The 23,124-nt window shown below is 63.8% G+C and carries 29 protein-coding genes; 11 read left to right on the forward strand and 18 right to left on the reverse strand.

The genetic code is table 11. The features are described 5' to 3' along the window. Positions 1-38 precede the first annotated feature (38 nt). Entirely contained in the window at positions 39-425 is a 387-nt protein-coding gene (locus tag AC1D08_RS12395) for an ester cyclase (RefSeq protein WP_477396896.1), read from the forward strand. A 134-nt stretch (positions 426-559) separates the two neighbouring features. After that, entirely contained in the window at positions 560-1,621 is a 1,062-nt protein-coding gene (locus tag AC1D08_RS12400) for a YeiH family protein (protein WP_457153810.1), read from the forward strand. 23 nt (positions 1,622-1,644) lie between these two features. On the opposite strand, the gene AC1D08_RS12405 is transcribed toward AC1D08_RS12400, so the two are convergent. From AC1D08_RS12405 to AC1D08_RS12425, 5 genes are all read right to left on the reverse strand, one after another. Then, entirely contained in the window at positions 1,645-2,142 is a 498-nt protein-coding gene (locus AC1D08_RS12405) for a GAF domain-containing protein (protein WP_457153811.1), read from the reverse strand. Between the two features lie 182 nt (positions 2,143-2,324). Further along, entirely contained in the window at positions 2,325-2,639 is a 315-nt protein-coding gene (locus tag AC1D08_RS12410) for a GYD domain-containing protein (RefSeq protein WP_095091143.1), read from the reverse strand. Positions 2,640-2,920: 281 nt separating this feature from the next. After that, positions 2,921-3,079 carry a hypothetical protein gene (locus AC1D08_RS12415; protein WP_167458376.1) on the reverse strand — a complete coding sequence of 53 codons (159 nt, stop codon included), beginning with the start codon at positions 3,077-3,079 and terminating at the stop codon, positions 2,921-2,923. A gap of 136 nt (positions 3,080-3,215) precedes the next feature. After that, complete coding sequence (gene groL, locus AC1D08_RS12420; RefSeq protein WP_457153812.1) at positions 3,216-4,844, reverse strand: chaperonin GroEL; 1,629 nt, start codon at positions 4,842-4,844, stop codon at positions 3,216-3,218. Between the two features lie 71 nt (positions 4,845-4,915). Next, the gene (locus AC1D08_RS12425; protein WP_379020208.1) at positions 4,916-5,230 is read right to left on the reverse strand and encodes a co-chaperone GroES; all 315 of its coding nucleotides are present in this window, start codon (positions 5,228-5,230) and stop codon (positions 4,916-4,918) included. A gap of 249 nt (positions 5,231-5,479) precedes the next feature. Here AC1D08_RS12425 and AC1D08_RS12430 point away from each other — a divergent pair, with 249 nt between their 5' ends. Both AC1D08_RS12430 and AC1D08_RS12435 read left to right on the forward strand, forming a co-directional pair. Further along, positions 5,480-5,728 carry a hypothetical protein gene (locus tag AC1D08_RS12430; protein WP_457153813.1) on the forward strand — a complete coding sequence of 83 codons (249 nt, stop codon included), beginning with the start codon at positions 5,480-5,482 and terminating at the stop codon, positions 5,726-5,728. Continuing rightward, the gene (locus AC1D08_RS12435) at positions 5,725-5,991 is read left to right on the forward strand and encodes a DUF1488 family protein (RefSeq protein WP_457153814.1); all 267 of its coding nucleotides are present in this window, start codon (positions 5,725-5,727) and stop codon (positions 5,989-5,991) included. The genes AC1D08_RS12430 and AC1D08_RS12435 overlap by 4 nt, the downstream gene beginning before the upstream one ends. Before the next feature lie 66 nt (positions 5,992-6,057). Here AC1D08_RS12435 and AC1D08_RS12440 read toward each other — a convergent pair whose 3' ends face one another. The 4 genes from AC1D08_RS12440 to AC1D08_RS12455 all read right to left on the reverse strand — a co-directional run bounded on the left by AC1D08_RS12440 (position 6,058) and on the right by AC1D08_RS12455 (position 7,988). Continuing rightward, complete coding sequence (locus AC1D08_RS12440; protein ID WP_457153815.1) at positions 6,058-6,279, reverse strand: DUF6500 family protein; 222 nt, start codon at positions 6,277-6,279, stop codon at positions 6,058-6,060. 70 nt (positions 6,280-6,349) lie between these two features. Then, complete coding sequence (locus AC1D08_RS12445) at positions 6,350-6,541, reverse strand: hypothetical protein (protein ID WP_095091138.1); 192 nt, start codon at positions 6,539-6,541, stop codon at positions 6,350-6,352. A gap of 5 nt (positions 6,542-6,546) precedes the next feature. Further along, positions 6,547-6,753, reverse strand: coding sequence for a hypothetical protein (locus tag AC1D08_RS12450; protein ID WP_457151680.1), 207 nt, complete (start codon positions 6,751-6,753; stop codon positions 6,547-6,549). A 161-nt stretch (positions 6,754-6,914) separates the two neighbouring features. Beyond that, positions 6,915-7,988 (reverse strand): diguanylate cyclase domain-containing protein, encoded by a 1,074-nt coding sequence (locus tag AC1D08_RS12455; protein ID WP_457151679.1) that lies wholly within the window; start codon positions 7,986-7,988, stop codon positions 6,915-6,917. Positions 7,989-8,255: 267 nt separating this feature from the next. Between AC1D08_RS12455 and AC1D08_RS12460 the strand changes: the two genes are divergently transcribed. The 5 genes from AC1D08_RS12460 (at position 8,256) to AC1D08_RS12480 (ending at position 14,579) form a co-directional block, all read left to right on the forward strand. Then, positions 8,256-9,293 (forward strand): LacI family DNA-binding transcriptional regulator, encoded by a 1,038-nt coding sequence (locus AC1D08_RS12460; protein ID WP_457151678.1) that lies wholly within the window; start codon positions 8,256-8,258, stop codon positions 9,291-9,293. 63 nt (positions 9,294-9,356) lie between these two features. After that, positions 9,357-10,604, forward strand: coding sequence for an ABC transporter substrate-binding protein (locus AC1D08_RS12465; protein ID WP_457151677.1), 1,248 nt, complete (start codon positions 9,357-9,359; stop codon positions 10,602-10,604). Between the two features lie 195 nt (positions 10,605-10,799). After that, positions 10,800-11,729, forward strand: a complete 930-nt coding sequence (locus AC1D08_RS12470; protein ID WP_457151676.1) for a carbohydrate ABC transporter permease — start codon at positions 10,800-10,802, stop codon at positions 11,727-11,729. Beyond that, positions 11,729-12,586 (forward strand): carbohydrate ABC transporter permease, encoded by an 858-nt coding sequence (locus AC1D08_RS12475; protein WP_095091133.1) that lies wholly within the window; start codon positions 11,729-11,731, stop codon positions 12,584-12,586. The genes AC1D08_RS12470 and AC1D08_RS12475 overlap by 1 nt, the downstream gene beginning before the upstream one ends. A gap of 22 nt (positions 12,587-12,608) precedes the next feature. Continuing rightward, positions 12,609-14,579 carry a glycoside hydrolase family 127 protein gene (locus AC1D08_RS12480; protein WP_457151674.1) on the forward strand — a complete coding sequence of 657 codons (1,971 nt, stop codon included), beginning with the start codon at positions 12,609-12,611 and terminating at the stop codon, positions 14,577-14,579. Positions 14,580-14,615: 36 nt separating this feature from the next. Here the strand turns inward: AC1D08_RS12480 and AC1D08_RS12485 are convergent, their stop codons facing one another. From AC1D08_RS12485 to AC1D08_RS12520, 8 genes are all read right to left on the reverse strand, one after another. Next, positions 14,616-15,191 (reverse strand): dihydrofolate reductase family protein, encoded by a 576-nt coding sequence (locus AC1D08_RS12485; RefSeq protein WP_457151673.1) that lies wholly within the window; start codon positions 15,189-15,191, stop codon positions 14,616-14,618. A 201-nt stretch (positions 15,192-15,392) separates the two neighbouring features. Beyond that, positions 15,393-15,926 carry an SRPBCC family protein gene (locus AC1D08_RS12490; RefSeq protein WP_477226654.1) on the reverse strand — a complete coding sequence of 178 codons (534 nt, stop codon included), beginning with the start codon at positions 15,924-15,926 and terminating at the stop codon, positions 15,393-15,395. Continuing rightward, positions 15,923-16,291, reverse strand: a complete 369-nt coding sequence (locus AC1D08_RS12495; RefSeq protein ID WP_457151671.1) for an ArsR/SmtB family transcription factor — start codon at positions 16,289-16,291, stop codon at positions 15,923-15,925. Before AC1D08_RS12495 ends, AC1D08_RS12490 begins: the two co-directional genes overlap by 4 nt. An 80-nt stretch (positions 16,292-16,371) precedes the next feature. Further along, entirely contained in the window at positions 16,372-17,088 is a 717-nt protein-coding gene (locus tag AC1D08_RS12500; RefSeq protein ID WP_457151670.1) for a gamma-glutamylcyclotransferase, read from the reverse strand. A gap of 214 nt (positions 17,089-17,302) precedes the next feature. Further along, on the reverse strand, positions 17,303-18,337 hold the full coding sequence (locus AC1D08_RS12505; RefSeq protein WP_457151669.1) for a hypothetical protein: 1,035 nt from the start codon (positions 18,335-18,337) through the stop codon (positions 17,303-17,305). Then, positions 18,337-19,317, reverse strand: a complete 981-nt coding sequence (locus AC1D08_RS12510; protein ID WP_457151668.1) for a hypothetical protein — start codon at positions 19,315-19,317, stop codon at positions 18,337-18,339. The genes AC1D08_RS12505 and AC1D08_RS12510 overlap by 1 nt, the downstream gene beginning before the upstream one ends. A gap of 144 nt (positions 19,318-19,461) precedes the next feature. After that, on the reverse strand, positions 19,462-19,614 hold the full coding sequence (locus AC1D08_RS12515; RefSeq protein ID WP_167392362.1) for a hypothetical protein: 153 nt from the start codon (positions 19,612-19,614) through the stop codon (positions 19,462-19,464). A 252-nt stretch (positions 19,615-19,866) separates the two neighbouring features. Beyond that, positions 19,867-20,775, reverse strand: coding sequence for a LysR family transcriptional regulator (locus AC1D08_RS12520; protein WP_457151667.1), 909 nt, complete (start codon positions 20,773-20,775; stop codon positions 19,867-19,869). 112 nt (positions 20,776-20,887) lie between these two features. On the opposite strand from AC1D08_RS12520, the gene AC1D08_RS12525 reads away from it, so the two are divergent. Together AC1D08_RS12525 and AC1D08_RS12530 are read left to right on the forward strand one after the other, a co-directional pair. Continuing rightward, on the forward strand, positions 20,888-22,102 hold the full coding sequence (locus tag AC1D08_RS12525; RefSeq protein ID WP_457151666.1) for an MFS transporter: 1,215 nt from the start codon (positions 20,888-20,890) through the stop codon (positions 22,100-22,102). A gap of 62 nt (positions 22,103-22,164) precedes the next feature. Continuing rightward, a complete protein-coding gene (locus AC1D08_RS12530) occupies positions 22,165-22,857 on the forward strand; it encodes a DUF2270 domain-containing protein (protein ID WP_457151665.1) in 693 nt (230 codons plus the stop codon). Positions 22,858-22,965: 108 nt separating this feature from the next. Here the strand turns inward: AC1D08_RS12530 and AC1D08_RS12535 are convergent, their stop codons facing one another. Continuing rightward, positions 22,966-23,109 (reverse strand): hypothetical protein, encoded by a 144-nt coding sequence (locus AC1D08_RS12535; RefSeq protein ID WP_095091124.1) that lies wholly within the window; start codon positions 23,107-23,109, stop codon positions 22,966-22,968. Positions 23,110-23,124: the final 15 nt, after the last annotated feature.

The following is a 23,124-nucleotide window of genomic DNA, read 5'->3' on the forward strand; positions in this document are numbered from 1 at the left end:
TAGAAGTCGGCATGGCATAATCCATCGGAGCAATCGCCGTGACCGACACCAAGCTTGCCGACACCTATCGCGGCTATATCGCTTGCCTCAACAATCAGGACTGGAGCACCTTGCACCGGTTCGTCCATGACGAGGTGCACTACAATGGCGACCGGGTTGGGCTGTCCGGCTATCGCAAGATGCTGGAGCGGGATTTTTCCGAGATCCCTGACCTCTATTTCGATATCCAGTTGCTGATCTCCGATACGCCTTTCATAGCCAGCCGGCTTCAATTCAACTGCACGCCCAAGGGAAATTTCCTTGGCCTGCCCGTCAACGGCAGGAAGGTCTCCTTCAGCGAGAACGTCTTCTATGAATTTCTCGACGGCAGGATCAGGCACGTCTGGTCGGTCATCGACAAGGCGGCCATCGAAGCGCAGCTATAGGGGATGAGTACAGCGGCGGCTTCCGCAATGAAAAGCAACCGTTCGCAAAAATCGATCATTCTAACGAAAATAATTCGTTGGAAAGATCGGTTCAGGAATGGCATTCCTCCGGCATACCCGCCTGGAGCATTGCATTGTCTACCCTTACCCACATCGCGAACGATATTCCGAATGGCCTGATTTCCGCCGAACTCGCCCAAGGACGAAAGTCCCTCAATTCGGTGTGGAACGGCGTTGTGCCCGGCATCGTGCTGGTCGCGATGATCACAGGCGTCGCCTTCTCGGCCCGCAATGTGTCCGGCTTCGCTCTCTTCAGCCCGATGATCCTCGCTGTCGTCGCCGGCATGATCTATTCCAACGTGCTCGGCACCCCCGCCCACGCCAAGGCCGGCATCGCGTTTTCGCAGCGCCGGCTGCTGCGCTTCGCCATCGTGCTGCTCGGCTTCCAGCTGACGCTTGGCCAGGTGGTGTCGATCGGCGCCGGCGGCGTCGGCATCGTGGCGCTGACGCTTGGCTCCACCTTCCTCTTCACCATCACGCTCGGCCGGCTGATCGGCGTCGACGCCAAGCTGGCGCAGCTGATCGCCGCCGGTACCTCGATCTGCGGCGCCTCGGCCATCGTCGCCACCAACATCGTCACCGATGCGCGCGATGAGGACGTCACCTACGCCGTCGCCTCAATCACGCTGTTCGGCACCGTCGCCATGCTCGGCTTCCCGCTACTGGCGCCCGTCTTCGGCCTCGACCAGCACGCTTTCGGCCTGTGGGCCGGCGCCTCGATCCATGAGGTGGCGCAAGTGATCGGCGCCGGCTTCCAGAACGGCACCCAGTCCGGCGAGATCGCCACCGTCGCCAAGCTGACCCGCGTCGCCATGCTGGCGCCGATGGTCATCGCGCTCGGCCTGATGGCGCGCCGCAAAAGCAGCAATCAGTCGGCGGCACGGCCGCCCATGCCCTGGTTTGTCGCCGCCTTCGTCGCGGTCGTGGCTTTGAACAGCCTCGTCACCGTGCCGGCCGAAGTGAAGTCGGCGATGGCACTCGCCACCACCGTCATGCTGACCATGGGGCTGGCCGCCATGGGCCTGCAGGCCGACATTTCACAGCTGCGCTCGCGCGGCCTGCGCCCGCTGGCGCTGGCCTTCTCGGCCTTCCTGTTCATCGGCTGCTTCAGCCTGATGCTGGTGAAGCTCGTCTGAGGCGCTCTAGGGCGTTCGAACCTTCAGTCCTCGAAAGAGCTCGCGGCGGCATAGATCGCCGCCAGCGTCTCGATGCCGGCCTGGTCGGCCTTGTCGAAGCGGCCGGGCAACGGGCTGTCGAGATCGAGCACGCCGAAGACGCCGTCATCGTCCTCGAGCAGCACGACCAGCTCCGAACGCGAGTCGGCATCGCAGGCGATGTGGCCGGGAAAATCATGCACGTCCTCGATCAGCATCGAGGTGCCGAGTTCAACCGCTGTTCCGCAGACGCCCTTGCCGACCGCGATGCGCACGCAGGCTGGCTTACCCTGGAAGGGACCGAGCACCATCTCCTCGTCGGATTGCAGGAAGTAGAAGCCGGCCCAGTTGAGGTCGGGCACCATTTGGAAAATCAGCGCCGCGGCGTTGGCGGCGTTGGCGATCGAATCGCGTTCGCCCTCGAGCAGCGCCTTCAGTTGCGCGGCGAGGTCGCGGTAGAACGCAGCCTTGTCCGAGGTGTCGATGGCCTTGGCCGCAAACATGACTTGTCTCCGTATCGAGGATCGCGGTTTCGTTTCCGCAACTCTCTGCACCAAACGACCACCGGACGATACTAGCGTGAATTCCGGTCGCTGCGAAAGTCGCGAGAAGGATGCCCGGTCCGATACTCGGCAGCACGGCACGTCCATCGAACCGTGCTGCCTTGATCAAGAAGGCAAGTCCATCAGCCGGCGGGCTTGTACGCGCCAGCAGCCTTGTTGGCAGCCGCGAGCACTGCCTTCATATCGAGTTCTTCCAGTACAACCATATCTGTCAGCGAGCCGCTCGCTCGCACCGCAAGGGATATGCCCATCCCTGCGACCTGGTCCGGCACCTCGCCATTGACGACGACGTCATAAATGCCGCGCGTGAACATCACGCTGGTCATCTTGCCGCCAACGCTTTCAAAAAGCGCCTTGACCGCAGCTTGCCTGTCTGACCCCTGCATCAATCCTTTGGCGGCGTGAGGCGCATAGCTTGCCAATATGGTCACTTTCATGACTATTCCTCCCAATGTCATTGTCTCGTGACTGCTCGACAAATTCGAGCCGACACGGAGTGATTTTTTCGGTAGCAACTGCAGGCGCCCTTGGACGCCTTGACGGCCAAGGGCCCACTGCCTGCCAAATATGCGCTGAAGCTAATATAATGACAATACCGGACACCCCGACACCGCCTACAGGAACTGGCTGGACGCGCTCGGCCGGCGCGATGGGCCCGCGCCGCTGACGCGCTATGTGATACTGGCGTTGCGCGCAAGCAGCGACGGCGCCGCAGTGCTCACATCGGGCGTTTGGGCTCGCTCTTTGAAGGCGCTGCCGTGTCGGAATCGGATTTCTTGTGCTTGTCGGCGGCAATCCTGCGGATGCGGTCGAAGCGGCTTTCCTCGGTGATTTCGGTCGTAACGACCGTCTCTGGCTTCTGCACGAACGTGATCATGGATCCGTCTCCTGGGCTAGAGGCCTGCGCGCCGGGGGAGACTGCCCCCGGCGGTAATATCCTAGAACCGGCGTAGATTCAGGTCAGGCTGAGTCGAAAACGGTGGTTTCCGAACAGGCCGGCATCACCTGAAACTTTAGTAGCCGCCCATGCCGCCGCCATTGCCTGCAGGTGCGGCATCCTTGGCCGGGATGTCGGTGATCATGGCTTCAGCGGTGATCAGCAAAGCCGCGATCGAGCCGGCATCCTGCAGTGCGGTGCGCACCACTTTCGCCGGATCGACGATACCTGCCTTGATCATGTCGACATAGACCTCGTTCTGGGCGTCGAAGCCCTGATTGTGGTCCTTGCTGTCGGTGAGCTTGCCGACCACGATCGAGCCTTCGACGCCGGAATTCTCGGCGATCTGCCGGATTGGCGCTTCAAGAGCCCGTAGCACGATCGAGATGCCTGCCGTGACATCGTCATTGGCGCCGGCGAGACCCGCAAGCGCCGACCTTGCGCGCAGCAGAGCCACGCCGCCGCCGGGCACGATGCCTTCTTCAACCGCCGCGCGCGTCGCATTCAGCGCGTCGTCGATGCGGTCCTTCTTTTCCTTGACTTCCGACTCGGTGACGCCGCCGACGCGGATGACGGCAACGCCGCCGGAGAGCTTGGCCAGCCGCTCCTGCAGCTTTTCCTTGTCGTAGTCCGAGGTGGTCTCCTCGATCTGGCCCTTGATCTGGGCGACGCGCGCCTGGATGGTGGCCTTGGTGCCGGCGCCGTCGATGATCGTGGTCGTGTCCTTCTCGATCAGCACGCGCTTGGCGCGGCCGAGCATCTCGATGGTGACGTTCTCGAGCTTGATGCCGAGATCCTCGGAAACCATCTGGCCTGATGTGAGCACGGCGATGTCTTCCAACATCGCCTTGCGGCGATCACCGAAGCCCGGCGCCTTGACGGCTGCAACCTTGAGGCCGCCACGCAGCTTGTTGACGACCAGCGTGGCGAGCGCCTCGCCCTCGACGTCCTCGGAGATGATCAGCAGCGGCCTGCCGCTTTGCACCACCGCTTCGAGGATCGGCAGCATGGCTTGCAGATTGCCGAGCTTCTTCTCGTGGATGAGCACATAGGGCTCTTCCAGCTCGACGCGCATCTTGTCGGCGTTGGTGACGAAATACGGGCTGAGATAGCCGCGGTCGAACTGCATGCCCTCGACGACGTCGAGTTCGGTGTCGGCGGTCTTGGCTTCCTCGACGGTGATGACGCCGTCATTGCCGACCTTGTCCATCGCCTTGGCGATCATCTCGCCGACGCTGGCATCGCCATTGGCGGCGATGGTGCCGACCTGCGCGATCTCGGCCGACGACTTGACCTTCTTGGCCCGCGCCTTGATTTCCCCAACCACGGCGGTGACCGCTTGGTCGATGCCGCGCTTGAGGTCCATCGGGTTCATGCCGGCAGCGACCAGCTTGGCGCCTTCGCGCAGGATCGAGGCAGCCAGCACCGTGGCGGTGGTGGTGCCGTCACCGGCGAGGTCGTTGGTCTTCGAAGCCACTTCGCGCACCATCTGCGCGCCCATGTTCTCGAACTTGTCGGCAAGCTCGATTTCCTTGGCGACGGTGACGCCGTCCTTGGTGATGCGCGGCGCGCCATAGGCCTTGTCGATGATGACGTTGCGGCCCTTGGGGCCGAGCGTGACCTTCACCGCATTGGTGAGGATCTCGACGCCGCGCAGCATGCGGTCGCGTGCATCGGTGGAGAATTTGATTTCCTTGGCAGACATTTTTTTAATCCCGTTCGCGTGGTGGAGTGAACCGCTCGCCGGAGCCTGGCAAAGGCCGGCTCCTCATATGGTCAGGCGGCCTTCTTGGCCTCGACGGCCTTCTCGATGACGCCCATGATGTCGGCTTCCTTCATGATCAGCAGGTCCTCGCCGTCGATCTTGACCTCGGTGCCCGACCATTTGCCGAACAGGATGAAGTCACCGGCCTTGACGTCGAGTGCGATCAGCGCGCCGCTTTCGTCGCGTGCACCGGGGCCGACGGCGATGACTTCGCCTTCCTGCGGCTTTTCCTTGGCATTGTCGGGGATGATGATGCCGCCCTTGGATTTGGTATCGCCTTCAGCGCGACGAATGACAACGCGGTCGTGGAGTGGCCGAAATTTCATGGGAACTTCTTTCTGGGGCCGGCACAGGCGGCCACGCCCGTCCTATATAGACGCGTTGGCACTCGATAGATAGGAGTGCCAAAAATTATTCGCCGCCGGAATTAAATATTCAAAAGTATTATTTTGGTTAGCCGTTTCGTGATATCGCCGATTGGTCAAATAATTCAAAAAATTGAATTTTGCCGATTGAGTGCCTATTTATCGGACAAGTTCGTTTTCACGATTTCAGGCACAAGGGAGATTTCTTCGATGGCCGAAGGCAATCAGACGATCATGGAAAAAGCTGAAGCCCGCTTTGTCGACAAGCAGAAGAAAACGGCGGAGCGCAACAAGGCAACCGCCGAGTACATGTCCGAGGCAAGGGCCAGGGAGATCAAGACCGCAAGGCTGCGGGAGCTGCGGTTGGCCAAGGAAGAGGCAGACCGCGTCGCCGAAGCGCTGAACCCGACGCCGAAGAAGAAGCGGGTGGTCAAGAAAGCCACGGAGGCCAAGACATGAGCCTGACCTTCCCCAACCGCAGCCGCAGCTATGACGAAGCCGGCAAGCGCATCCGTTTCGTTGGCCATGACGGCATGTTCCAGATCTCCTTCTCTGTCGCCGCCGATGCGATGACCAGGATGCAGCCGGCGACCGCGACCAATGAAGCCGGCTATCTCGCCACATTCGATACCGAGAGCAGCGCCATCCGCGACGTGGCATCGAAGGCCTACGACCGCACCCGCAAGAGCATGTACGTGCTGACGGCCGCCGATTTCGGCTGATCAGCCTAGTGCATGCCGCTCAAAACCGCCCCGGTTTTGAGACAACGACATCCATGGAAACGAAGATCAAGGATCCATCTTCTCGACCATGGTGCGTATCTTTTCAGCCTTTTCAAAATGGTCGAGGCGGTGGGTTCTGATCCACCATTCGGCGGCTTCCATCAAAAGGTCGGGGTCGTCGTTCCTGTTGGCGAAGAACGCGTAGAACGATACGCCGACGCCAGGCCCTTTCTCGGAAATCTTGCGATCACAGACCTCCAGTATCTTCTGCTTCAGGCTGGCTCTCACGGGAATCCTCGCTTTGCGGTGTGGCGAGCACTTGCCGGCGGCATAGTGCCGACCTCGGCGGCGGCACAGGTCAGGACTTGCGCTCTGCTCTCTCCCGGCGCTTGACGTCACGGACGTTCATCTGCACGACCATGTCCTCGGCCTCGCGCGGGCCCATCCCGACCATCACCTTTTGCCGGATCACGGCAGGCTGGCCGGTGAAGACATCGATGATGGTCCAGCTCTGGGGCAGCTCCATGCGCAGCGCGTAGCGGTTGGCCATGCCGGTCAGCCCTGTATCATGAAAAACACCGCCGCCAGGATCAGCACCGTCCAGGCGATGACCGACAGTTTCAGCACCATGCCGCCATGTGTGGCCAGAAAATCCCGCAGCCGCAACGCGACACCTGCCGACGAAGCCGGCGCCGCGACGGTGGCGACAGGCGCCTTGACGCCAAGTTTTCCAAACACAGGCAGCAGTGACGGTTCACGCACGAAATGACCTCGAATGTCGGGGAAGGAGCCGGAGCAAGAATGCTCCCTTACCTTGCATAGCACTCTTTTCTCGAGCGCCCTGCATGCCAAATGCAGATAGGGACGGCGTTGGTGAAAGATGCGCGGCGCCCGTCGACTAAGGCCGGACAACACGCCGGCCCTCAGGCCGCGGCGCTGCGACCCTTCGCGGCGGGGTCGGACTTGAAGATGCGGAACGTGTTGCGCCCTGCCGCCTTGGCGGCATAGAGCGCGGTATCGGCCTGCATGAACAGGTCGCATGGGGCGCCAGCCTGGGCGAAGGCGATGCCGACCGAGGCGCCGAGCCTGAGCGACTGGCCGCAAGCGCTGACCGGCTTGCCCATCGCCTCGATGATGCCGCGCGCCAGGCCGGAGACCGCGCCGCGGTCGAGATGCGGGCCGAGCAAGACCGCGAACTCGTCGCCGCCGACGCGCGCCACCAGATCCGCCTCGCCGCAACTGCCGGCAAGCCGCTCAGCGGCCGCCTTCAGGCATTCGTCGCCGACGACATGGCCGAACGTGTCGTTGACGGCCTTGAAGCCGTCGAGATCGATCAGCAGCAGCGCGCCGAGCGGGCGGCCCTCGTCCGTATGCGCAAGCCGCGCCTGGAACCGGCCGCGATTGGCCAGCCCCGTCATGACGTCATATTCGGCCAGATAGCGCATCCGGTCAGACAGGATCTTTTCCTCGGTGATGTCCTGCTTCATGCCGAAGATCCGCACCGGAACGCCGTCCTCGCACTCGACCGTCGCGGTGATGCGGATCCAGCGGCTGCAGCCGGCAAGGGTGGTGATCTCGGCATCGAGGGTGAAGCCGTTGCGCTCGGCGATCGCCCGGCCGCGCAGGCTGTCCAACGCCTTGCGCGACTCCGCCGGATAACACTTGATGATCTCCGAGCGATCGAGCGCTGAGCCGCGCGGCAGGTCGAACAGGTCATAGACCACGTCGGTCCAGGTAAGCCGCTCGTCGGGCAGGCTGCATTCCCAGACGCCGAGGCGCGCTGCCGCCGAGGCGCGGTCGAAGATCTTGCGGCTGTGGGCCAATGAAAGCTCTTGCCTGGCAATCAGTTCGGCCTGCGCCGCGATTTCCGCCTTGAGCCGGGCGATCGTGGCGGCTTGGCGGCGTTCGTCGGAGCGGCTGTCGTGCCTTGCCCCCCTGCCGAGCTGCGAGACATCGGTTCGCGCCGGGCCTTTCGGGGTGTAGGGCGTATCGGGCATGGCGGAGCTCTGCTGTCCTGGCGGGCGACCACCATGGCGCGCAAGCGATTAACACTTCACTGACGGGTGGCCGGGCTTCACCGGAATTTTGCCGCGAAAATCCCACCCACGGGCGCCGGCAATTTTTCCCTTGAACAAGCTCTGGATGTAGCCTAGCCTCATTTGAGAAAAGGTTTTTCCAACAGTTTTGACTGGGTTGGCCGCAAGGCTGGCTCTTTCTCTGGATTGTAAGAGAAAACCTTTTCCCAACTAAGGATTTTTGACGCGATGGCATCGGAGCCTGTCCCGGTCTTTTCCAAGCCAGTCACCTTGCGTGACGTGGCGGCGCAGGCCGGCGTCAGCGTCGCCACCGCTTCCAAGGCGCTCAACGACCAGGGGCGCATGACCGCCGAGACGCGCGAGCGTATTCGCGAGACCGCCCGGCGTCTCGGCTTCCGGCCCAACAGCCTGGCGCAGAGCCTGCTCAGGCGGCGCAGCTTCACCGTCGGCCTGCTCACCAACGATACCTATGGCCGCTTCTCGCTGCCGCTGATGTCGGGCATCTCGGACGCGCTGGTCGACAATGGCGTCTCGGTGTTCCTGTGCAATGTCGAGGAGGATCCGCGCCTCGGCCAGATGCATGTCGACGCCATGCTCGACAAGCGCGTCGACGGCATCATCGCCACCGGCAAGCGCATCGACCGCCATCTGCCGGTCGACCTCAGCAATCTGCGGGTCCCGGTGATCTATGCCTTCACGCAGCCCGATCCCGACGCCATCGCCTTCGTCTCGGACGATGCCGGCGGCGCGCGGCTGGCGGTCGAGCATCTGTGCCGGCTCGGCCGCCAGCGCATCGCCCATGTAACGGGGCCGGCAAGCTTTGCCGTGGTGCATGCGCGAGCCCAGGCCTACCGCGACGTGCTGGCCGAAAACGGCTTGCCGGTCACCGAGCCGCTGCTCGGCGCCTGGTCGGAAGCCTGGGGTCACGAGGCGGTGGCGCAGCTGTTCGACAGCAAGAATGAAAGGCCGGACGCCGTCTTTTGCGGCAACGACCAGATCGCACGCGGTGTCATCGATGCCTTGCGCGAACGCGGCCTCGGCGTTCCCGGCGATGTCGGCGTCATCGGTTTCGACAATTGGGAGATCCTGGCCGAAGCGACGCGCCCGCCGCTGACCTCCGTCGACATGAACCTGGTCGCCCTCGGGCGCGAGGCGGGGCTGACCCTGTTGTCGCTGGTCGGCGGCAAGCCCGCCGCGCCGGGCATTCGAAAACTGCCGTGCCGGCTGGTGGTGCGGCAGTCATGCGGCCATCCGCTGGATGGCTGAAAACCACGCGCCGCGCGATCGGTGCCAAGCCGCGGACCGCGGCGAACCCTGGAGGAGGAGAACATGAGGAACCTGATTGCCAAACTGGCCCTGGCCGCTGCCGTACTGGGTGGCGGCATCAGTGCCGCGGCCGCCGAGACGGCCAACATCTGGGTGCGCGCCGACGGCTCGAATTTCATGCCGAGGATCGTCGATGCCTACAACAAGGCGCACACCAACCAGATCAAGCTGGACATCATCCCCAATGCCGAGATCATCCCGAAATATGGTGCGGCGGCCGCCGGTGGCACAGCGCCCGATGCGCTGTCGCTCGACCTGATCTACACCCCGTCCTTCGCCGCCGCCGGTCAGCTCGAGGACATCACCGACTGGGCGAAATCGCTGCCGTATTTCTCCAGCCTGTCGCCGGCGCATGTGAAGACCGGCACCTACAAGGACCACATCTACGGCCTGCCGTTCTCGGCCGACGCCTCGGTGCTGATCTGGAACAAGAAGCTGTTCAAGCAGGCCGGCCTCGATCCCGAAAAAGGCCCGACCAACTGGGCCGAGATCGCCGCCGACGCCGAGAAGGTCAACGCGCTCGGCGGCAACATCAAGGGCTTCTACTTCTCCGGCAATTGCGGCGGCTGCAACATCTTCACCTTCACGCCGCTGATCTGGGCGTCGGGCGGTGATATCCTCAGCGAGGATGGCTCGAAGGCGACGCTGGACAGCCCGCAACTGCGCGGCGCCATCGACCTCTACCGCTCTATGGTCAAGAAGGACCTGGTGCCGGCAGGCGCGCAGACCGATACCGGGGCCAACTTCTTTGCCGCGTTCGCCGCCGGCAATATCGGCATCTCGCCGTCCGGCGCCTTCGCCATCGGCGCGCTCAACACCCAGTATCCCGATGTCGACTACGGCGTTACCTTCCTGCCGGGCAAGGAAAGCGGCTGGTCGTCCTTTGCTGGCGGTGACAATTTCGTCGTCACCAAGGGCACCCCGAAACTCGCCGTGGTGAAGGAGTTCCTCGATTTCGCCTATTCGCTCGAGGGCCAGACCATCCTGGCCAAGTACGGCAGCCTGCCGGTGCGTGGTGACATCGCCAAGGAAGCGCTGAAGGATCTCGATCCGCGTTACCAGATCGCCGCCGAGGCCATGGCCAAGGGTCGCACCCCCTATTCCGTGGTGTTCAACGATTTGATCAACTCCGCCAACGGTCCGTGGACGCAGATGATCAACGAGGTCTTCTTCGGCGACGATGTCGACGGCGCCATCGCCAATGCCCAGGAGACGATGCAGTCGATCATAGACCAGGCGCCGCAGAAGTAGCGGACGCCTGCCGGCCACCCGCCTGTCTCCCTGGGCGGGTGGCCGGCGCGCCGCTCCTTACCCTCCCCCTTTGTGGGAAGGGTCTCTGCGAAGCAGCGGGGTGCGGGCGGCGCCGGCCCACCACCCGGACCTGCGGTCCAACCTCCCCACAAGGGGGAGGTTGGGCGGCGCGCCGGATGCAACGGAAGAGCAAGCATGACCTCCATCACAGCAGAAACCCCTGCCCCACCACGCGCCCGAAAGCTCACCGGCGCCGGCCGCCGGCAGTGGATCGGCCTGCTCTATGTCGCGCCGGCCGTCGCGCTGGTCGTCGTCTTCTTCCTCATCCCGCTCGGCATGACGGCGTGGATGTCGCTGCACAACTGGCCGCTGATGGGCGAGCGCAGCTATATCGGCCTCGGCAACTATGTCGCGATCCTGCACGACACCAGGTTCTGGAATGCGCTGCGCTTCACTGGCTGGTACACACTGGTCGTCACCATCGCGATCTTCGCGGTGGCGTTTCCGCTGGCGCTGTTCGTCGAACGGCCGCGGCCGCTGACCAATCTCTATCGCACCATGTTCTTCATGCCGGCGGTTGTCGGCTTTGCCTCGGCCAGCCTGCTCTGGTCATGGCTCTTGAACGTCGATTCCGGCCTGTTCAGCCCGGCCGCCTACGATCTCGGCCTGATCGACAGGAAGTTCAACCTGCTGGCCACTTTCCAGCCGGCCTTTTGGTCGATCATCGCCATGGTCGTCTGGAAGGTCGCCGGCTTCACCATGATCATCCTGATGGCCGGCCTGCAATCGATCCCGCAGGATCTGCAGGAGGCGGCGGTCATCGACGGCGCCGGGCCGTTCGCCCGGTTCAGGGCGATCACGCTGCCGCTGATGCGCCGCACGCTGGCGCTGGCGCTGATCCTGTCGGTCGCCGGCTCGATCCTCGCCTTCGACCAGTTCTACATCATCCTGCGCGGCGGCCCGCGCAACCAGACGCTGACGGCAGTCTACTGGATCTTCAACCAGTCCTTCGTGTCGTTCAAGCTCGGCTATGGCGCCGCGCTGTCCATGGTCCTGCTGGTCATCCTGGTGGCGCTCAGCCTCGTCCAGCTGTGGCTGCTGCGCAAGCCGGAGGGTCTCGACTGATGGCGCAGGCCACCTCCCGCAACCGCAGGCTCGCCGCCCGCATCGCCGAGCATTCGACCGGCATCATCGCCTCGGTGCTGTTTGCGGCGCCGATCGTGTGGGCGGTGCTGTCGGCCTTCAAGCCGGCGCAGGAAGCGCGCCTGCCGCCCCTGCCGCCGTGGCCAACGTCGGGCGTCTCGCTGGAGAACTATGTCACGCTCAACAGCTTCGGTGACGGGCTCTGGATCTCGGCGCAGAACAGCATCTATGTCTCGGTGATGACCGTCGTGCTGTCGGTCGCCGTCAGCGTGCTGGCCGGCTATGGCTTTTCGCGGTTCCGGTTCCCGTTCAAGGACCTGTTCTTCGTCCTCATCCTGTCGACGATCATGATCCCGTTCCAGTCGATCCTGACGCCGATCTTCCTGGTGCTGACCAAGCTTGGCCTGCACAACACGCTGACCGGCCTGGTCGGCGTCTATGTGACGCTGCAACTGCCGTTCTCGATCTTCATGATGCGCAACGCCTTCGACGCGGTGCCGCGCGAGATCGAGGAAGCCGCCCGCATGGACGGCGCCGGCAATCTCACCATGCTTGTGAAGGTGATGCTGCCGCTGGTCTGGCCGGGTGTCGTCACCATCGCGCTGTTTGCCTTTCTCGGCGCCTGGAACGAGTTCCTCGCCGCGCTGGTGCTGATGACCGACCAGTCCAAATTCACGCTGCCGGTGATGATGACAGCACTTCAGTCGGGCCGTTTCGGCGCCATCGACTGGGGCGCGGTGCAGGCGGGCGTCACCGTGATGATGGTGCCGTGCCTCATCCTGTTCCTGGTTCTGCAGCGCTTCTACATCCGCGGCCTGATGGCCGGAGCCGTCAAGTAATTCGACCGAATGGAGTAAGTTCATGACCGCATCGCCATCCACCCAAACCGTCGGAGCGGGCAAGACGGGCAAACCCAAGCTCGCCTTCCGCCCGCTGCCGGTGCCGCAGGTCCACGTGCAGGGTTTTTGGGGCGACCGCGCCGACGCCGTCGCCAGCGCCACCGCCGGCATCCTTTACGACCGCTGTGTCGAGGCCCGCATGCTGGAGCAGATCGACCCTGACCGGCCCTCGCCCGGTGTCGTCATCCCCTTCCATGTCAGCGACGGCTTCACCGCCAGCACGGTGACGACGCAGATGTTCTGGGATTCCGACTGGGGCAAGACCATCGAGACCGCGGCCTATTCGCTCTACCGGCGCAAGAACCCCGATCTGGAGAAGAAGATCGATGCCGTCATCGACATGTATGAGAAGCTGCAGCAGCCGGACGGCTACCTCTCGAGCTGGTATCAGCGCATCCAGCCTGGCCAGCGCTGGACCAATCTGCGCGACTGCCATGAACTCTATTGCGCCGGCCACCTGATCGAAGGCGCGGTCGCCTACTACCAGGCCACCGGAAAACGCAAACTGCTCGATGTGATGTGCCGTTTCGCCGACCATATCGCCACGGTGCTGGGACCGCGGTCCGGCCAGAAACACGGCTTTTGCGGCCACGAGGAGATCGAGTTGGCGCTGGTCAAGCTGGCGAGGGTGACCGGCGAGCAGAAATACATGGAGCTGGCGAAATACTTCATCGACCAGCGCGGCCAGCAGCCACATTACTTCGACGAGGAGGCGCGCGCCCGCGGTGCCGATCCGAAGGATTTCCACTTCAAGACCTATGAGTATAACCAGTCGCACATTCCGGTGCGCGAGCAGGACAAGGTCGTCGGCCATGCGGTCAGGGCAATGTACCTCTATTCGGGCATGGCCGACATCGCCACCGAATATGGCGACGACACGCTGCGGACGGCACTCGACCGGCTGTGGGACGATGTCACCACCAAGAGCCTCTACATCACCGGCGGACTGGGGCCGTCGGCGGACAATGAGGGTTTCACCAGCGATTACGACCTGCCCAACGAGAGCGCCTATGCCGAGACCTGCGCCGCGGTCGGGCTGGTGTTCTGGGCCAGCCGCATGCTCGGCATGGGGCCGAACGCCCGCTACGCCGACATCATGGAGCGCGCCCTCTACAATGGCTCGATCTCGGGCCTGTCGCTCGACGGCTCGCTGTTCTTCTACGAGAATCCACTCGAAAGCCGGGGCAAGCATAACCGCTGGAAATGGCACCGTTGCCCCTGCTGCCCGCCCAATATCGGGCGTATGGTCGCCTCGATCGGCAGCTATTTCTACAGCCTGGCCGACGATGCTGTTGCCGTGCATCTCTATGGCGACTCGACCGCCCGTTTCGACATATCAGGCACCCCGGTGAGCCTGACGCAGGCGAGCCGTTATCCCTGGGACGGCGCCGTCGAGATCACGCTCGAACCGCAGGCACCGGTGGAGTTCACACTCCACTTGCGCATCCCGGCATGGAGCACCGGCGCCGAAATGAGGGTGAACGGCGACCCGGTCGGCCTGGAGGATGTCACCAGCGACGGCTATGCCGCGATCCGGCGCACGTGGAAGAAGGGCGACCGCGTCCTGCTCGATCTCGAAATGCCGATCGAGCGGCTTTACGCCAACCCGCAGGTGCGGCAGGATGCCGGCCGTGTCGCGTTGTCGCGCGGTCCGCTGATCTACTGCGTCGAGGCGACCGACAATGAAAGCCAGCTGCATCGCCTGACGCTGCCGAGGACGGCGGATGTCGAAGCGCAGCAACGGCCGGAGCTTCTCGGCGGGATGGTGACGCTGTCGGCCACCGCGCAAGCCGATGCCGGCGGCGGCTGGCAAAGCGGGCTCTACCGGCCAGCGCCGCCGGCCACCACTCAAACCCGCCTGACCGCCATTCCTTATTTCGCCTGGGACAACCGCGAGCCCGGCGAAATGCTGGTCTGGCTCAGGGACGGGTGAGACAGCCTGTGGAGTTTCCAAACAGGCTCTGAGCGCTCAGCCGATCTTGTAGATCAGGCTCAGCCGCCCGCCCGGCAATTGCTCGACTTTGGTCAGTTCCAGGTCGCGCCGCTGAGCCGTCGTCGAAAACAGCACCTTGCCCTCGCCGGCAATCAGCGGATAGAGGACGAGGCGCAACTCGTCGACCAGCCCGGCCTCGGTAAGGCTGTCGACGATGGTCGAGCCGCCCATCAAATAGATGTCCTTGCCGGGCTGGCGCTTCAGTGCCGCGACATCGTCGTTGGACCTGAGAAAACGCGTCATCGGCCAGTTGGCTGACTTCAGCGTGTTCGACAGCACATAGTGCGGCGTTTTGGCGGCAAAGCGTGCCCAGGGCAGCTCTTCCCGCGCCGCTGGCTTACCGGTCATCGGCAGCGGCTCGTTGGGCGCGCTCTGGATCGCGGTCCAGTACTGCTCGTAGCCCGGATACATGCGGCCACCGAGCACGCAGGCATCGACCTGATCCGTCAGCCCATAATCCTCCGACCAGGCATGCACCCAGTCGGCGATGCCGGTCGGCCCCTCCGCCTTGCCGTCGACGGAAATCTTCATGGCGGCGATCAATTTACGCATGGCATTCTCCTTGGCGCACAAAGGCGCGGTTGTGCGGCCCGCGGGCCGGCGGTTCAAAAAATTTCGGGAAGTGTTGGGAAATGTCGCTGCAGGGCAGCGGTCGTCATGCGGGCAATCGCCCGCTCATCAAGCATCGGTCAGGCAAGTCTCGAAGTGTCCGGCGCTATCGTCTCCTTTCCACGGGTTTCGTGTTTCTCCTGCTCAGGCCGGCAGGCGTCGGTCGTAGTCCAGCCTCAATCTCGCCCAGCCGTCCCAGAACGGCTCCGGCTGTTCTCCGCGCAGCCTCGCGGCGAGAATGTCGAGATGCATGTGCCAGCCGGGGGCGATGTTGAGCATCAGCGAGCGGTCACCCAGGCGGCGATGGACGATGGTAAGCAGCACATCCTTGCCTTGCGGGGTCAGTGCGAAAGTGACGCCGCCGGTGCTGCCCCAGGTGATGCCGAGCCGGTGCGGCGGATCGATCTCGGTGATCTCACCCGGCATCGTGTGCACAGCCGGAAATCCTGGCGGGCGCTCGCCGGCCGGCTCGGTCAGTTCGTCGTTGCGCCAGGTGAGTTCGAAGGGCGAGCCGGCCTCGCTTCCCATGGGGCCGGCGGCCAGCCATTGGCGGCGCAGTTCTGGGTCGGTGATGTAGCCCCAGATGCGCTCGGCCGGGCCGGGCAGCAGCCGTTCGATCGTCAACGTGGCCGGCTCGGTCAGCACGCCATAGCCATTCTCGGCATGTCGATCGGTCATGTCTCGTCTCCCTTCTTCTGCGTCGAGGATTTGCGCGCATCGTCTTCGCGCAGCAATCGTTCCAATATGTCGAGCCGCCCCGTCCAGAAGCGCGAGTAGGCTCCAAGCCACTCATGCGCGCTGGCCAGCGGACCAGCCTCGAGGTGGCAGATATGCGTGCGGCCGAGCACTTCGCGACGGATCAGCCCGGCATTTTCCAGCACCTTGATGTGCTTGGAAGCAGCCGCCAGCGACATCGCGAACGGTTCAGCCAGCTGGCTCACCGTGCGCCCGCCACCGGCGAGTTCGCGCAGCATCTGCCGGCGAGTCGCGTCGCCAAGGGCGTGAAAGACCTGATCCATCTCGTATGTAAGTAATTCAACCATGTGGTTGAATATGCGTGTGCGGCTTTTGATTGTCAACCGTTTGGTTGAATATTATTTGGCGGCGCTGAAAATGGCTAGCTTCAGCCGGCGTCGGTACGACCGATCTCCTCGGCCACCAGTTCCTGCAACTGCCACAGATTGCGGTCGCGGATGCCGCAAGCTTCGAGATGGCGGATCGTCTCGAACAGATATTCCGCACCCGAACCCCAGTGGCCGACGGCCCTGGCCAGCGTCGCCGCGATCGCCTGCTTGTCGAGTTTGCCGGCATAGCGCGGATTGGCCGGATCGACGACGAAACCGAGCGCGCGGCTCATGCCGCCTTCTGTCCTGACCTGCAGCCAGCGCGGCACGTTGACAGCCGGCAGGACGGTCATCTCGCGGCGCAGCAGCGCTTCCAGGTTGGCTGCCACCGGCTCGGCGATCTCAAAAACCATGCCCTGGCACTGGCCGCCGCGGTCGAGCGCCATCATCAGACCTGGCTGCTCGACCGTGCCCCGGAAGCGCTTGACCGTAAAACAGAACGAACGATGCCAGCCGGTCGCAACCGCACGCTCGCCGCCCCTCACCTCGCCGACCGGCTTCCACAGCAGCGAGCCATAGGCGAACAGTTTTACGGGTCCAGGCGGCGCGCCGGCCAGCACCTCATCGCGGATGCGCGCATAGTCGGCGTCGGTCATGTAGACCATGCCCGGCGTCGGCCCGGCATCTTCGACCGCACGCATCGTGCGGGCAACGAGCGCCTCGGTCAGCGACATCGTCGCCTTGCGCGGCGATGCGGCGGAAATCGGCTTGTTCATTCTCGCGTCTCAGGCATGGCCGCCATGTTGCCCAAGGGCGAGGAGATTCTCAAGGCGCGGACTCAAAATCTGAACCGGCGCGCACAACCGCCTGAAAGGATTCGTAAGTATCGACTGCCCTAACGCGCCGGACGCGACGGCCCTGCCTGTATGCGTGCATGCGCAAGCTCGCGACCGGACCCAGAAGCTCCTCGGTGTCGTCGCCTGCAACGACCTAGTGCGGAGGATGATCCGGCCGGTCGTTGCAGCCGTCGACATAGGGATGGACCGACCATTTGGAGCCGGGCCGCGCCTGCTGCTCCTTGGTGAGCGGATCCTGGGATTGCGCGTAGCCATCCTGGTAGCCGCGAATGATCCCGTCGATATCGGGGGGCCAGTCACCGTCCCACGGCCCTCCCAGGATCTGCGCCTGTTGGACCGGATGCAGTTCGTTGTGGCCTTCATGAAAGCTGTCGTGGATATGTCCGGCATCATAGACCCATCGGCCGGTCACACCCAGGATTGTCGCTCCGGTTCCATCGCCCTTGTTGACCTCGATGCTGGGCAGGCCGGCATCGCTCGGGCTGGCCGTGTCCGAACTGCTGAAGGCCGCGCCAAGCAGTGCGGCAAGCAAGGCGAGAAGCGCCAGGATGTAGGCAACGACCACGCCGACGCCCGACATGCAGAGCGCCAGCGCCGTCAGGGCTGCAATCAGCGCGAGGATGTTGACGGTCTGCAGGTCGTGGATCGACGCGCCCTCGAACTCCACGTGCAGTGCCTCTGATTTTACCCCGGTCGCCTTGTCCTCCGCCGGATTCCCGGTGAACAGCAAGCCGTGCGAGGAGGTGGTGGCGGTTTCAGCCATCAGATAGCCGAACGGAACGCTGGCGCCGGCAACGGCCTGGCTGACGCCGACGGGGTTGTTCGGCAGCAGCAGGTTGAGGCTGTAGTCGGAGTCCAGGCTTCCGGGCCATGTCTTCTCCGACGGCGGCTCGATGCTGATGACCATGCCGACGACGCTGACCGGGCTCTTGTCGCCGAGACAAACCAGCCGGTTGTTGAGCCACCAGTCGCAATAGGCGAGAATCCAGACAATCCCGGTCACCACAAGCGCAATCGGCAAGCACCACGGTTCGCCCATCGCAATCAGCACCACAGCCATCACGGCCGCGAATATGCCGCTGGTGATCGCCGCGCTGATGTACTGGTTGACCGAGATCACCTTGTCCGCTGTCGTGCACGTGGTCCAGGATTTGTCGTCGGTGGCCATCACGGCTCCACTCTGCTGAGGACGGTCAAGGTGACGCCGCCGCTGGCGTGCTCACCCTCGTCGAACGCATTCAAATTGAGGGCTTGCCGGCCGGTCCAGCCGTTCGGCGGGGTGGCGACCGCCGTGATCGTCACCTGTTCGCCCGGTGCCAGCGACGGGTGGTCAGGGGAAATCTCGACCTTCCAGCCAGGCGGCAGCGGATGAACCGCCGGCAAATGTGCCGCCAGCCGGCGCTTCTGCTCGGCCTTGACGGCCTCCTCTGTCGGTTGGCGGTCGTCACGGCAGGGGTTGAGCGGCGGAATGGTGTAGGCATCGACGGTGAAGCGATACCGGTGCGGCCGGCGGGTGGCGTTGCGCAGCTCGAATTGAAATGTCGCCGGCGACTGCGCCAGCCCGACATCGGTGTTTTTCTGTCCGAGATTGTTGGCGAAGTTGGCATCGTCGGCCGGGTCGAGCAAGGCCTGCAGGCAATAGTGACCTGCTTCCCGAGGCGTATGCCAGTCGAAGGAGACGAACCCGGGTTGGCTGGCGGATCCGATCACCCCTACCGAGACCGGCCGGGTGTCTATCGGATTCGACACGGTTCCGATGCCGAACGACAGATAGGACAGGTGAACCGGCATCTTGACGACGACGGCATCCTTGGAGGCGTTCCAGACGCGGACGCGCACCTCGTAGTCGGTGTCAGCCTGCAACTTGCCGGCGGGAACGGGCACCCCACCCTGGCGCACCTCAATGTCGGGATTGTCCCAGGTCACCGCGAGGCCAAGGCCGATCAGATAGTATTGATCGTAGATCAGCGGATCGGGCCGGCAGAATGCAGGATGGTCGATTGGCACGCAATGTGCCCGGGACCCCTTCTGGTCGACCCGACGGTCACCCCCCAGCCGCCACCGGCGACAGAAGCGGTGAGCCATCTCGATCAGCGCTGGAATCCAGGCGGAGAACAGTGCTCGCAGGATTGCCGCTATTCCACGCATCGACTCCCTTTCTGAAGCTAACGCAGGGCAACGCCTGATTAGCGACGGGATTCGCGCGGCAACAGCGCTTTGGACTGGTTGGACGACTGGTGCCGCTTGTAACTCTGGTCACACGAATAAAGCGGAACTTGAACGGTACGCTGGCTATTTGCGCGCGAAGAAACCGCGCGCGAACTGCACGATGCGCTTGTGGAAGACAAGCGCCAATATTGCGACAACGGCAAGTATGTAGAGAGCTTCGGTCGATCCGTCGCCGCCGTCAGGTGAAATACCCAACCACCTCTCGATGAAATCCATGTACAGATTCCCCCGTGCGAACTTTTGAGCGTGATCCAGCATAGCTCTTCATCTTGGCCCAGTGTCAAGCAATGAATCATTGCCGTCTCGGACGAATCCGACAAAGAACCATTTGCCAGCATGACCTGCGGCAATCGACATGTTGTCTAAAGATTGCCTAAAAATTGTGCCGGCTTATTGATGTACGTCTGAAGAAAATCTTTGTATCTCAATCATTTCAGGGTCGTTTTTGCAAATTGTGGTCCACCCGCACTACGACACCAGGGGCATCGGCACCTCAAGCCCTTCGATCAGCGCGTCGCGAAACAGCGCGATGGGTCGGCCGAGCCGACCGGCCGGCGGGCGATGCAGCAGCCAGGCGCGCACCTGCGGCTTGAAGTCCAGACAGTCGATGACCTCGACCGCGTCACGCCACCGGCTGTCGGCGAAGGCACCCGGCGTGACGATACCGATGCCGTGGCCGCGCGCCACCAGCGACATTCTGAGGTCGACGCTGAGCGCCTCCACCCCGACCTGGAACGGCAGCCTTGCGCCCTCGAAACTCTGGCGGATGAAGGCGCGAAACCCGCAGCCGTTTTCGTTCATCACCCAGGGGAAGCGAGACAGCGACGCAAGGTCGGCGGGCCGCGGCACGCCAAGGCCGCGCGACGCTACCAGCAGCACCGACTGCAGGCCGAGATCGTCCTGGACCAGTTCGTCCGGCGGCGCCACGCCCTCGGCGAGGCACACCGCGACCGCGTCAAGCTCGCTGCGCGCCACCTGCTCCACCAGTCTCGGCGACCAGCCGGAGGTGATGCGCAGCGTCAACTGCGGAAAGGCCGCGCGCAGGCTGTCGAGCGGCAGCGCCAGCGCGGCATCCGAGAGATAGGGCATGATGCCCAGCCGGAACTCGCCCCTGACCTCGCCTTGCGGCGACACCCCAGCCTTGAGATCTTCGAGCGAGCGCAGCACACGGCGGCCATGCTCATAGGCCTCGCGGCCGGTGGCGGTCGGCTTCAGCGGCTTCGACTGGCGGTCGAGCAGCGCCGTCGCCAGCCCGTCTTCCAGATTCTGGATGCGGCGCGTCACGCCCGGCTGGGTGAGGTTGAGCCTGGCCGAGGCACCGACGATCGAGCCGGTTTCGACCACGGCAATGAAAGCTTCGAGATCATGGATGTTCATGCGCTCCTCGCATAATCATTATCGAATTGATTCAATTGTAGCATGATAATGCTTCGGCATAAAGTCTTCCCACGATATGCAGTTTGCTGAGGACCCAATGCCTGATACGCCAATGCCTAAGACGGTTGATGAGGTGGCCGGGCCGGCCGCGACCATAACCGGCCCGCAGACACTGCTCTTTGCCACCGCGGTCGGCATCATCGTCACCAATCTGTTCGCCCCGCAGACGCTGGTCGGCCTGATCGGGCCATCGCTCGGCACCAGTGTGGCAAGCGCCGGCCTCGTCGCGATGGCCACCCTGCTCGGCTACGCCGCCGGCCTGTTCTTCCTGGTGCCGCTTGCCGACCTCTCGGAAAACAGCATCCTGATCCTGCGCATGCTGATCGCGGCGGCCCTGGCGGCCGGCGTCGCCGCACTGGTGCCCACCGCCGCCGCGCTGCTGATCGTCCTGTTCATCCTCGGTGCTGCCTGCTCGGCCATCCAGATCCTGGTGCCGATCGCCGCCTCGATGGCTCCGCCCGGACAGGATGGCCGCGTCATAGGCGATGTCATGAGCGGGTTGATGGTTGGCATCCTGCTGGCACGCCCGTTGGCCAGCCTGATCGCCGATGCCTGGGGTTGGCGCGCCTTCTACGGCCTCAGCGCCGCGGCCCTCGTCATGCTCGCCTGCGTGCTCGCCTTCACCCTGCCGCGGCGGCGGCCGACGGCGAGATCGTCCTATGGCATGCTGATCGCCTCGCTGCTCCACCTGCTGCGCGACGAGCCGGTGCTGCGGCGACGGGCGCTGACGGCGGCCCTGGTGATGGCAGCGTTCAGCCTGTTCTGGACGGCGGTGGCGTTGCGCCTGGCTTTGCCGCCCTTCGATCTCGGCCAGCGCGGCATTGCGCTGTTCGCGCTGGTCGGCGCCGGCGGCGCGCTGGTGACGCCGTTGTTCGGCCGCGCCGGCGATCGCGGCTGGACGCGTTCCGCCACCATCGCCTGCCACCTCTTGCTGGTCGGCTCGATGGCGCTCGCGGCGTGGTCCGGCTCCGTCCAGGTGGAAGCCCCATGGGGACCTTTGATGCCGATGGGTATCGGCGCCGTGTTGCTCGACATCGGCGTCACCGGCGACCAGACGCTTGGCCGCCGCGCCATCAACCTGCTGCAGCCCAGGGCGCGCGGCCGCCTCAACGGTCTGTTCGTCGGCATCTTCTTCATTGGTGGCGCCATCGGTTCGATGCTGGCCGGCATCGCCTGGACCTGGGGCGGATGGCCAGCGGTCTGCGCCATCGCCGCCGCCTTCGGTCTCGCCGCCCTCCTGGTCGACTGGATCGGCGGGACCGAGTAACCGAGTGACCGACAGGGAACAATGTTGCCGGCAAAGTGTTCTAGTCCTTGCCGGAGGATGTCATGAACGATGCGTCGGCAAAACCCACGGGCCTCGTCCTTTCATCGACGGAGCGCGTGAACACGCTGTCGCATTTTCACCGCGCCGAGATCGCCCGCATGGCGGGATGGCGCGACCGGCTCGACCGGACGACGAACTGGGCGATCACTGTGGTGGCGGCGCTGCTTTCGGTATCGCTGTCCACGGCCAGTGCGCATCACGGCGTGCTGCTGTTCGCCATGCTGCTGATCCTGCTTTTGCTGTGGATCGAGGCGCGCCGCTATCGGTTCTTCGACTTCTACCGGGCTCGCGTGCGGCAGTTCGAACGTCATTATTTCGCGCAGATCTTTTCCCCGCAGCCCGATTTTGCGTCTGACTGGCTGCTCATCGTCGGCGAAGGCCTGCGCGCGCCGAAGTTCCTGCTGTCGCAGCGCGCTGCGCTGGCGCGACGCCTGCGGCGAAACTACATCTACCTGTTCCTGATCCTGCTGTTGGCCTGGGTGGTCAAGATATCGACCCCCAGCCTTCAGACCGTGGGCCTCAAGACCGGGTTTGTCGGTTCGCTTCGTGAGGCCGTCGAAAGCGCCGCCCTTGGCCCCATTCCCGGTGTCGTTATCGTGGTCGTCGTGGCGGCATTCTATGCCTGGCTGCTCGCCATCGTCTTTTTCGCAGCCCGCGACGACGGCGAACTTTCCTTCGGCGACGTCCACGTCTGACGCCGAACTCTGGCGACCGGCGGCTGCAGCGCGAATGCCGGCCGGCGCGTTGTTCTGGTCAGTTCGCTGAGGCGTTTGAGTGCGCCAAGCCGGGCAGCGGCAAGCCCGCTAGATGCCGAAGAATTGCCTGCCGATCATGTAGCCCAGCGCCGCCGCGACCAGCGGAAACAGCGTCGGCGCGACCTTGCCAAGAAGGGAGACCTGCTGGGCCTTCGCCGGCGTGTGGCGTGCATTGCCGAGATTCTTGGTCATTGCTTGCCTTAGGTT

This window comes from Mesorhizobium sp. P2_E6 (assembly GCF_056403835.1).

What these genes read in the sequence shown, in the direction of transcription:
- AC1D08_RS12480 (WP_457151674.1), top strand. Translation starts at nt 12,609, where the DNA reads ATGACCGCATCGCCATCCACCCAAACCGTCGGAGCGGGCAAGACGGGC.
- AC1D08_RS12530 (WP_457151665.1), top strand. Translation starts at nt 22,165, where the DNA reads ATGAACGATGCGTCGGCAAAACCCACGGGCCTCGTCCTTTCATCGACG.
- AC1D08_RS12510 (WP_457151668.1), bottom strand. Translation starts at nt 19,317, where the DNA reads ATGCGTGGAATAGCGGCAATCCTGCGAGCACTGTTCTCCGCCTGGATT.
- AC1D08_RS12460 (WP_457151678.1), top strand. Translation starts at nt 8,256, where the DNA reads ATGGCATCGGAGCCTGTCCCGGTCTTTTCCAAGCCAGTCACCTTGCGT.
- AC1D08_RS12495 (WP_457151671.1), bottom strand. Translation starts at nt 16,291, where the DNA reads ATGGTTGAATTACTTACATACGAGATGGATCAGGTCTTTCACGCCCTT.
- AC1D08_RS12515 (WP_167392362.1), bottom strand. Translation starts at nt 19,614, where the DNA reads ATGGATTTCATCGAGAGGTGGTTGGGTATTTCACCTGACGGCGGCGAC.
- AC1D08_RS12455 (WP_457151679.1), bottom strand. Translation starts at nt 7,988, where the DNA reads ATGCCCGATACGCCCTACACCCCGAAAGGCCCGGCGCGAACCGATGTC.
- AC1D08_RS12410 (WP_095091143.1), bottom strand. Translation starts at nt 2,639, where the DNA reads ATGAAAGTGACCATATTGGCAAGCTATGCGCCTCACGCCGCCAAAGGA.
- groL (WP_457153812.1), bottom strand. Translation starts at nt 4,844, where the DNA reads ATGTCTGCCAAGGAAATCAAATTCTCCACCGATGCACGCGACCGCATG.
- AC1D08_RS12505 (WP_457151669.1), bottom strand. Translation starts at nt 18,337, where the DNA reads ATGGCCACCGACGACAAATCCTGGACCACGTGCACGACAGCGGACAAG.
- AC1D08_RS12425 (WP_379020208.1), bottom strand. Translation starts at nt 5,230, where the DNA reads ATGAAATTTCGGCCACTCCACGACCGCGTTGTCATTCGTCGCGCTGAA.
- AC1D08_RS12525 (WP_457151666.1), top strand. Translation starts at nt 20,888, where the DNA reads ATGCCTAAGACGGTTGATGAGGTGGCCGGGCCGGCCGCGACCATAACC.
- AC1D08_RS12485 (WP_457151673.1), bottom strand. Translation starts at nt 15,191, where the DNA reads ATGCGTAAATTGATCGCCGCCATGAAGATTTCCGTCGACGGCAAGGCG.
- AC1D08_RS12405 (WP_457153811.1), bottom strand. Translation starts at nt 2,142, where the DNA reads ATGTTTGCGGCCAAGGCCATCGACACCTCGGACAAGGCTGCGTTCTAC.
- AC1D08_RS12430 (WP_457153813.1), top strand. Translation starts at nt 5,480, where the DNA reads ATGGCCGAAGGCAATCAGACGATCATGGAAAAAGCTGAAGCCCGCTTT.
- AC1D08_RS12535 (WP_095091124.1), bottom strand. Translation starts at nt 23,109, where the DNA reads ATGACCAAGAATCTCGGCAATGCACGCCACACGCCGGCGAAGGCCCAG.
- AC1D08_RS12500 (WP_457151670.1), bottom strand. Translation starts at nt 17,088, where the DNA reads ATGAACAAGCCGATTTCCGCCGCATCGCCGCGCAAGGCGACGATGTCG.
- AC1D08_RS12445 (WP_095091138.1), bottom strand. Translation starts at nt 6,541, where the DNA reads ATGGCCAACCGCTACGCGCTGCGCATGGAGCTGCCCCAGAGCTGGACC.
- AC1D08_RS12435 (WP_457153814.1), top strand. Translation starts at nt 5,725, where the DNA reads ATGAGCCTGACCTTCCCCAACCGCAGCCGCAGCTATGACGAAGCCGGC.
- AC1D08_RS12490 (WP_477226654.1), bottom strand. Translation starts at nt 15,926, where the DNA reads ATGACCGATCGACATGCCGAGAATGGCTATGGCGTGCTGACCGAGCCG.
- AC1D08_RS12520 (WP_457151667.1), bottom strand. Translation starts at nt 20,775, where the DNA reads ATGAACATCCATGATCTCGAAGCTTTCATTGCCGTGGTCGAAACCGGC.
- AC1D08_RS12475 (WP_095091133.1), top strand. Translation starts at nt 11,729, where the DNA reads ATGGCGCAGGCCACCTCCCGCAACCGCAGGCTCGCCGCCCGCATCGCC.
- AC1D08_RS12415 (WP_167458376.1), bottom strand. Translation starts at nt 3,079, where the DNA reads ATGATCACGTTCGTGCAGAAGCCAGAGACGGTCGTTACGACCGAAATC.
- AC1D08_RS12470 (WP_457151676.1), top strand. Translation starts at nt 10,800, where the DNA reads ATGACCTCCATCACAGCAGAAACCCCTGCCCCACCACGCGCCCGAAAG.
- AC1D08_RS12465 (WP_457151677.1), top strand. Translation starts at nt 9,357, where the DNA reads ATGAGGAACCTGATTGCCAAACTGGCCCTGGCCGCTGCCGTACTGGGT.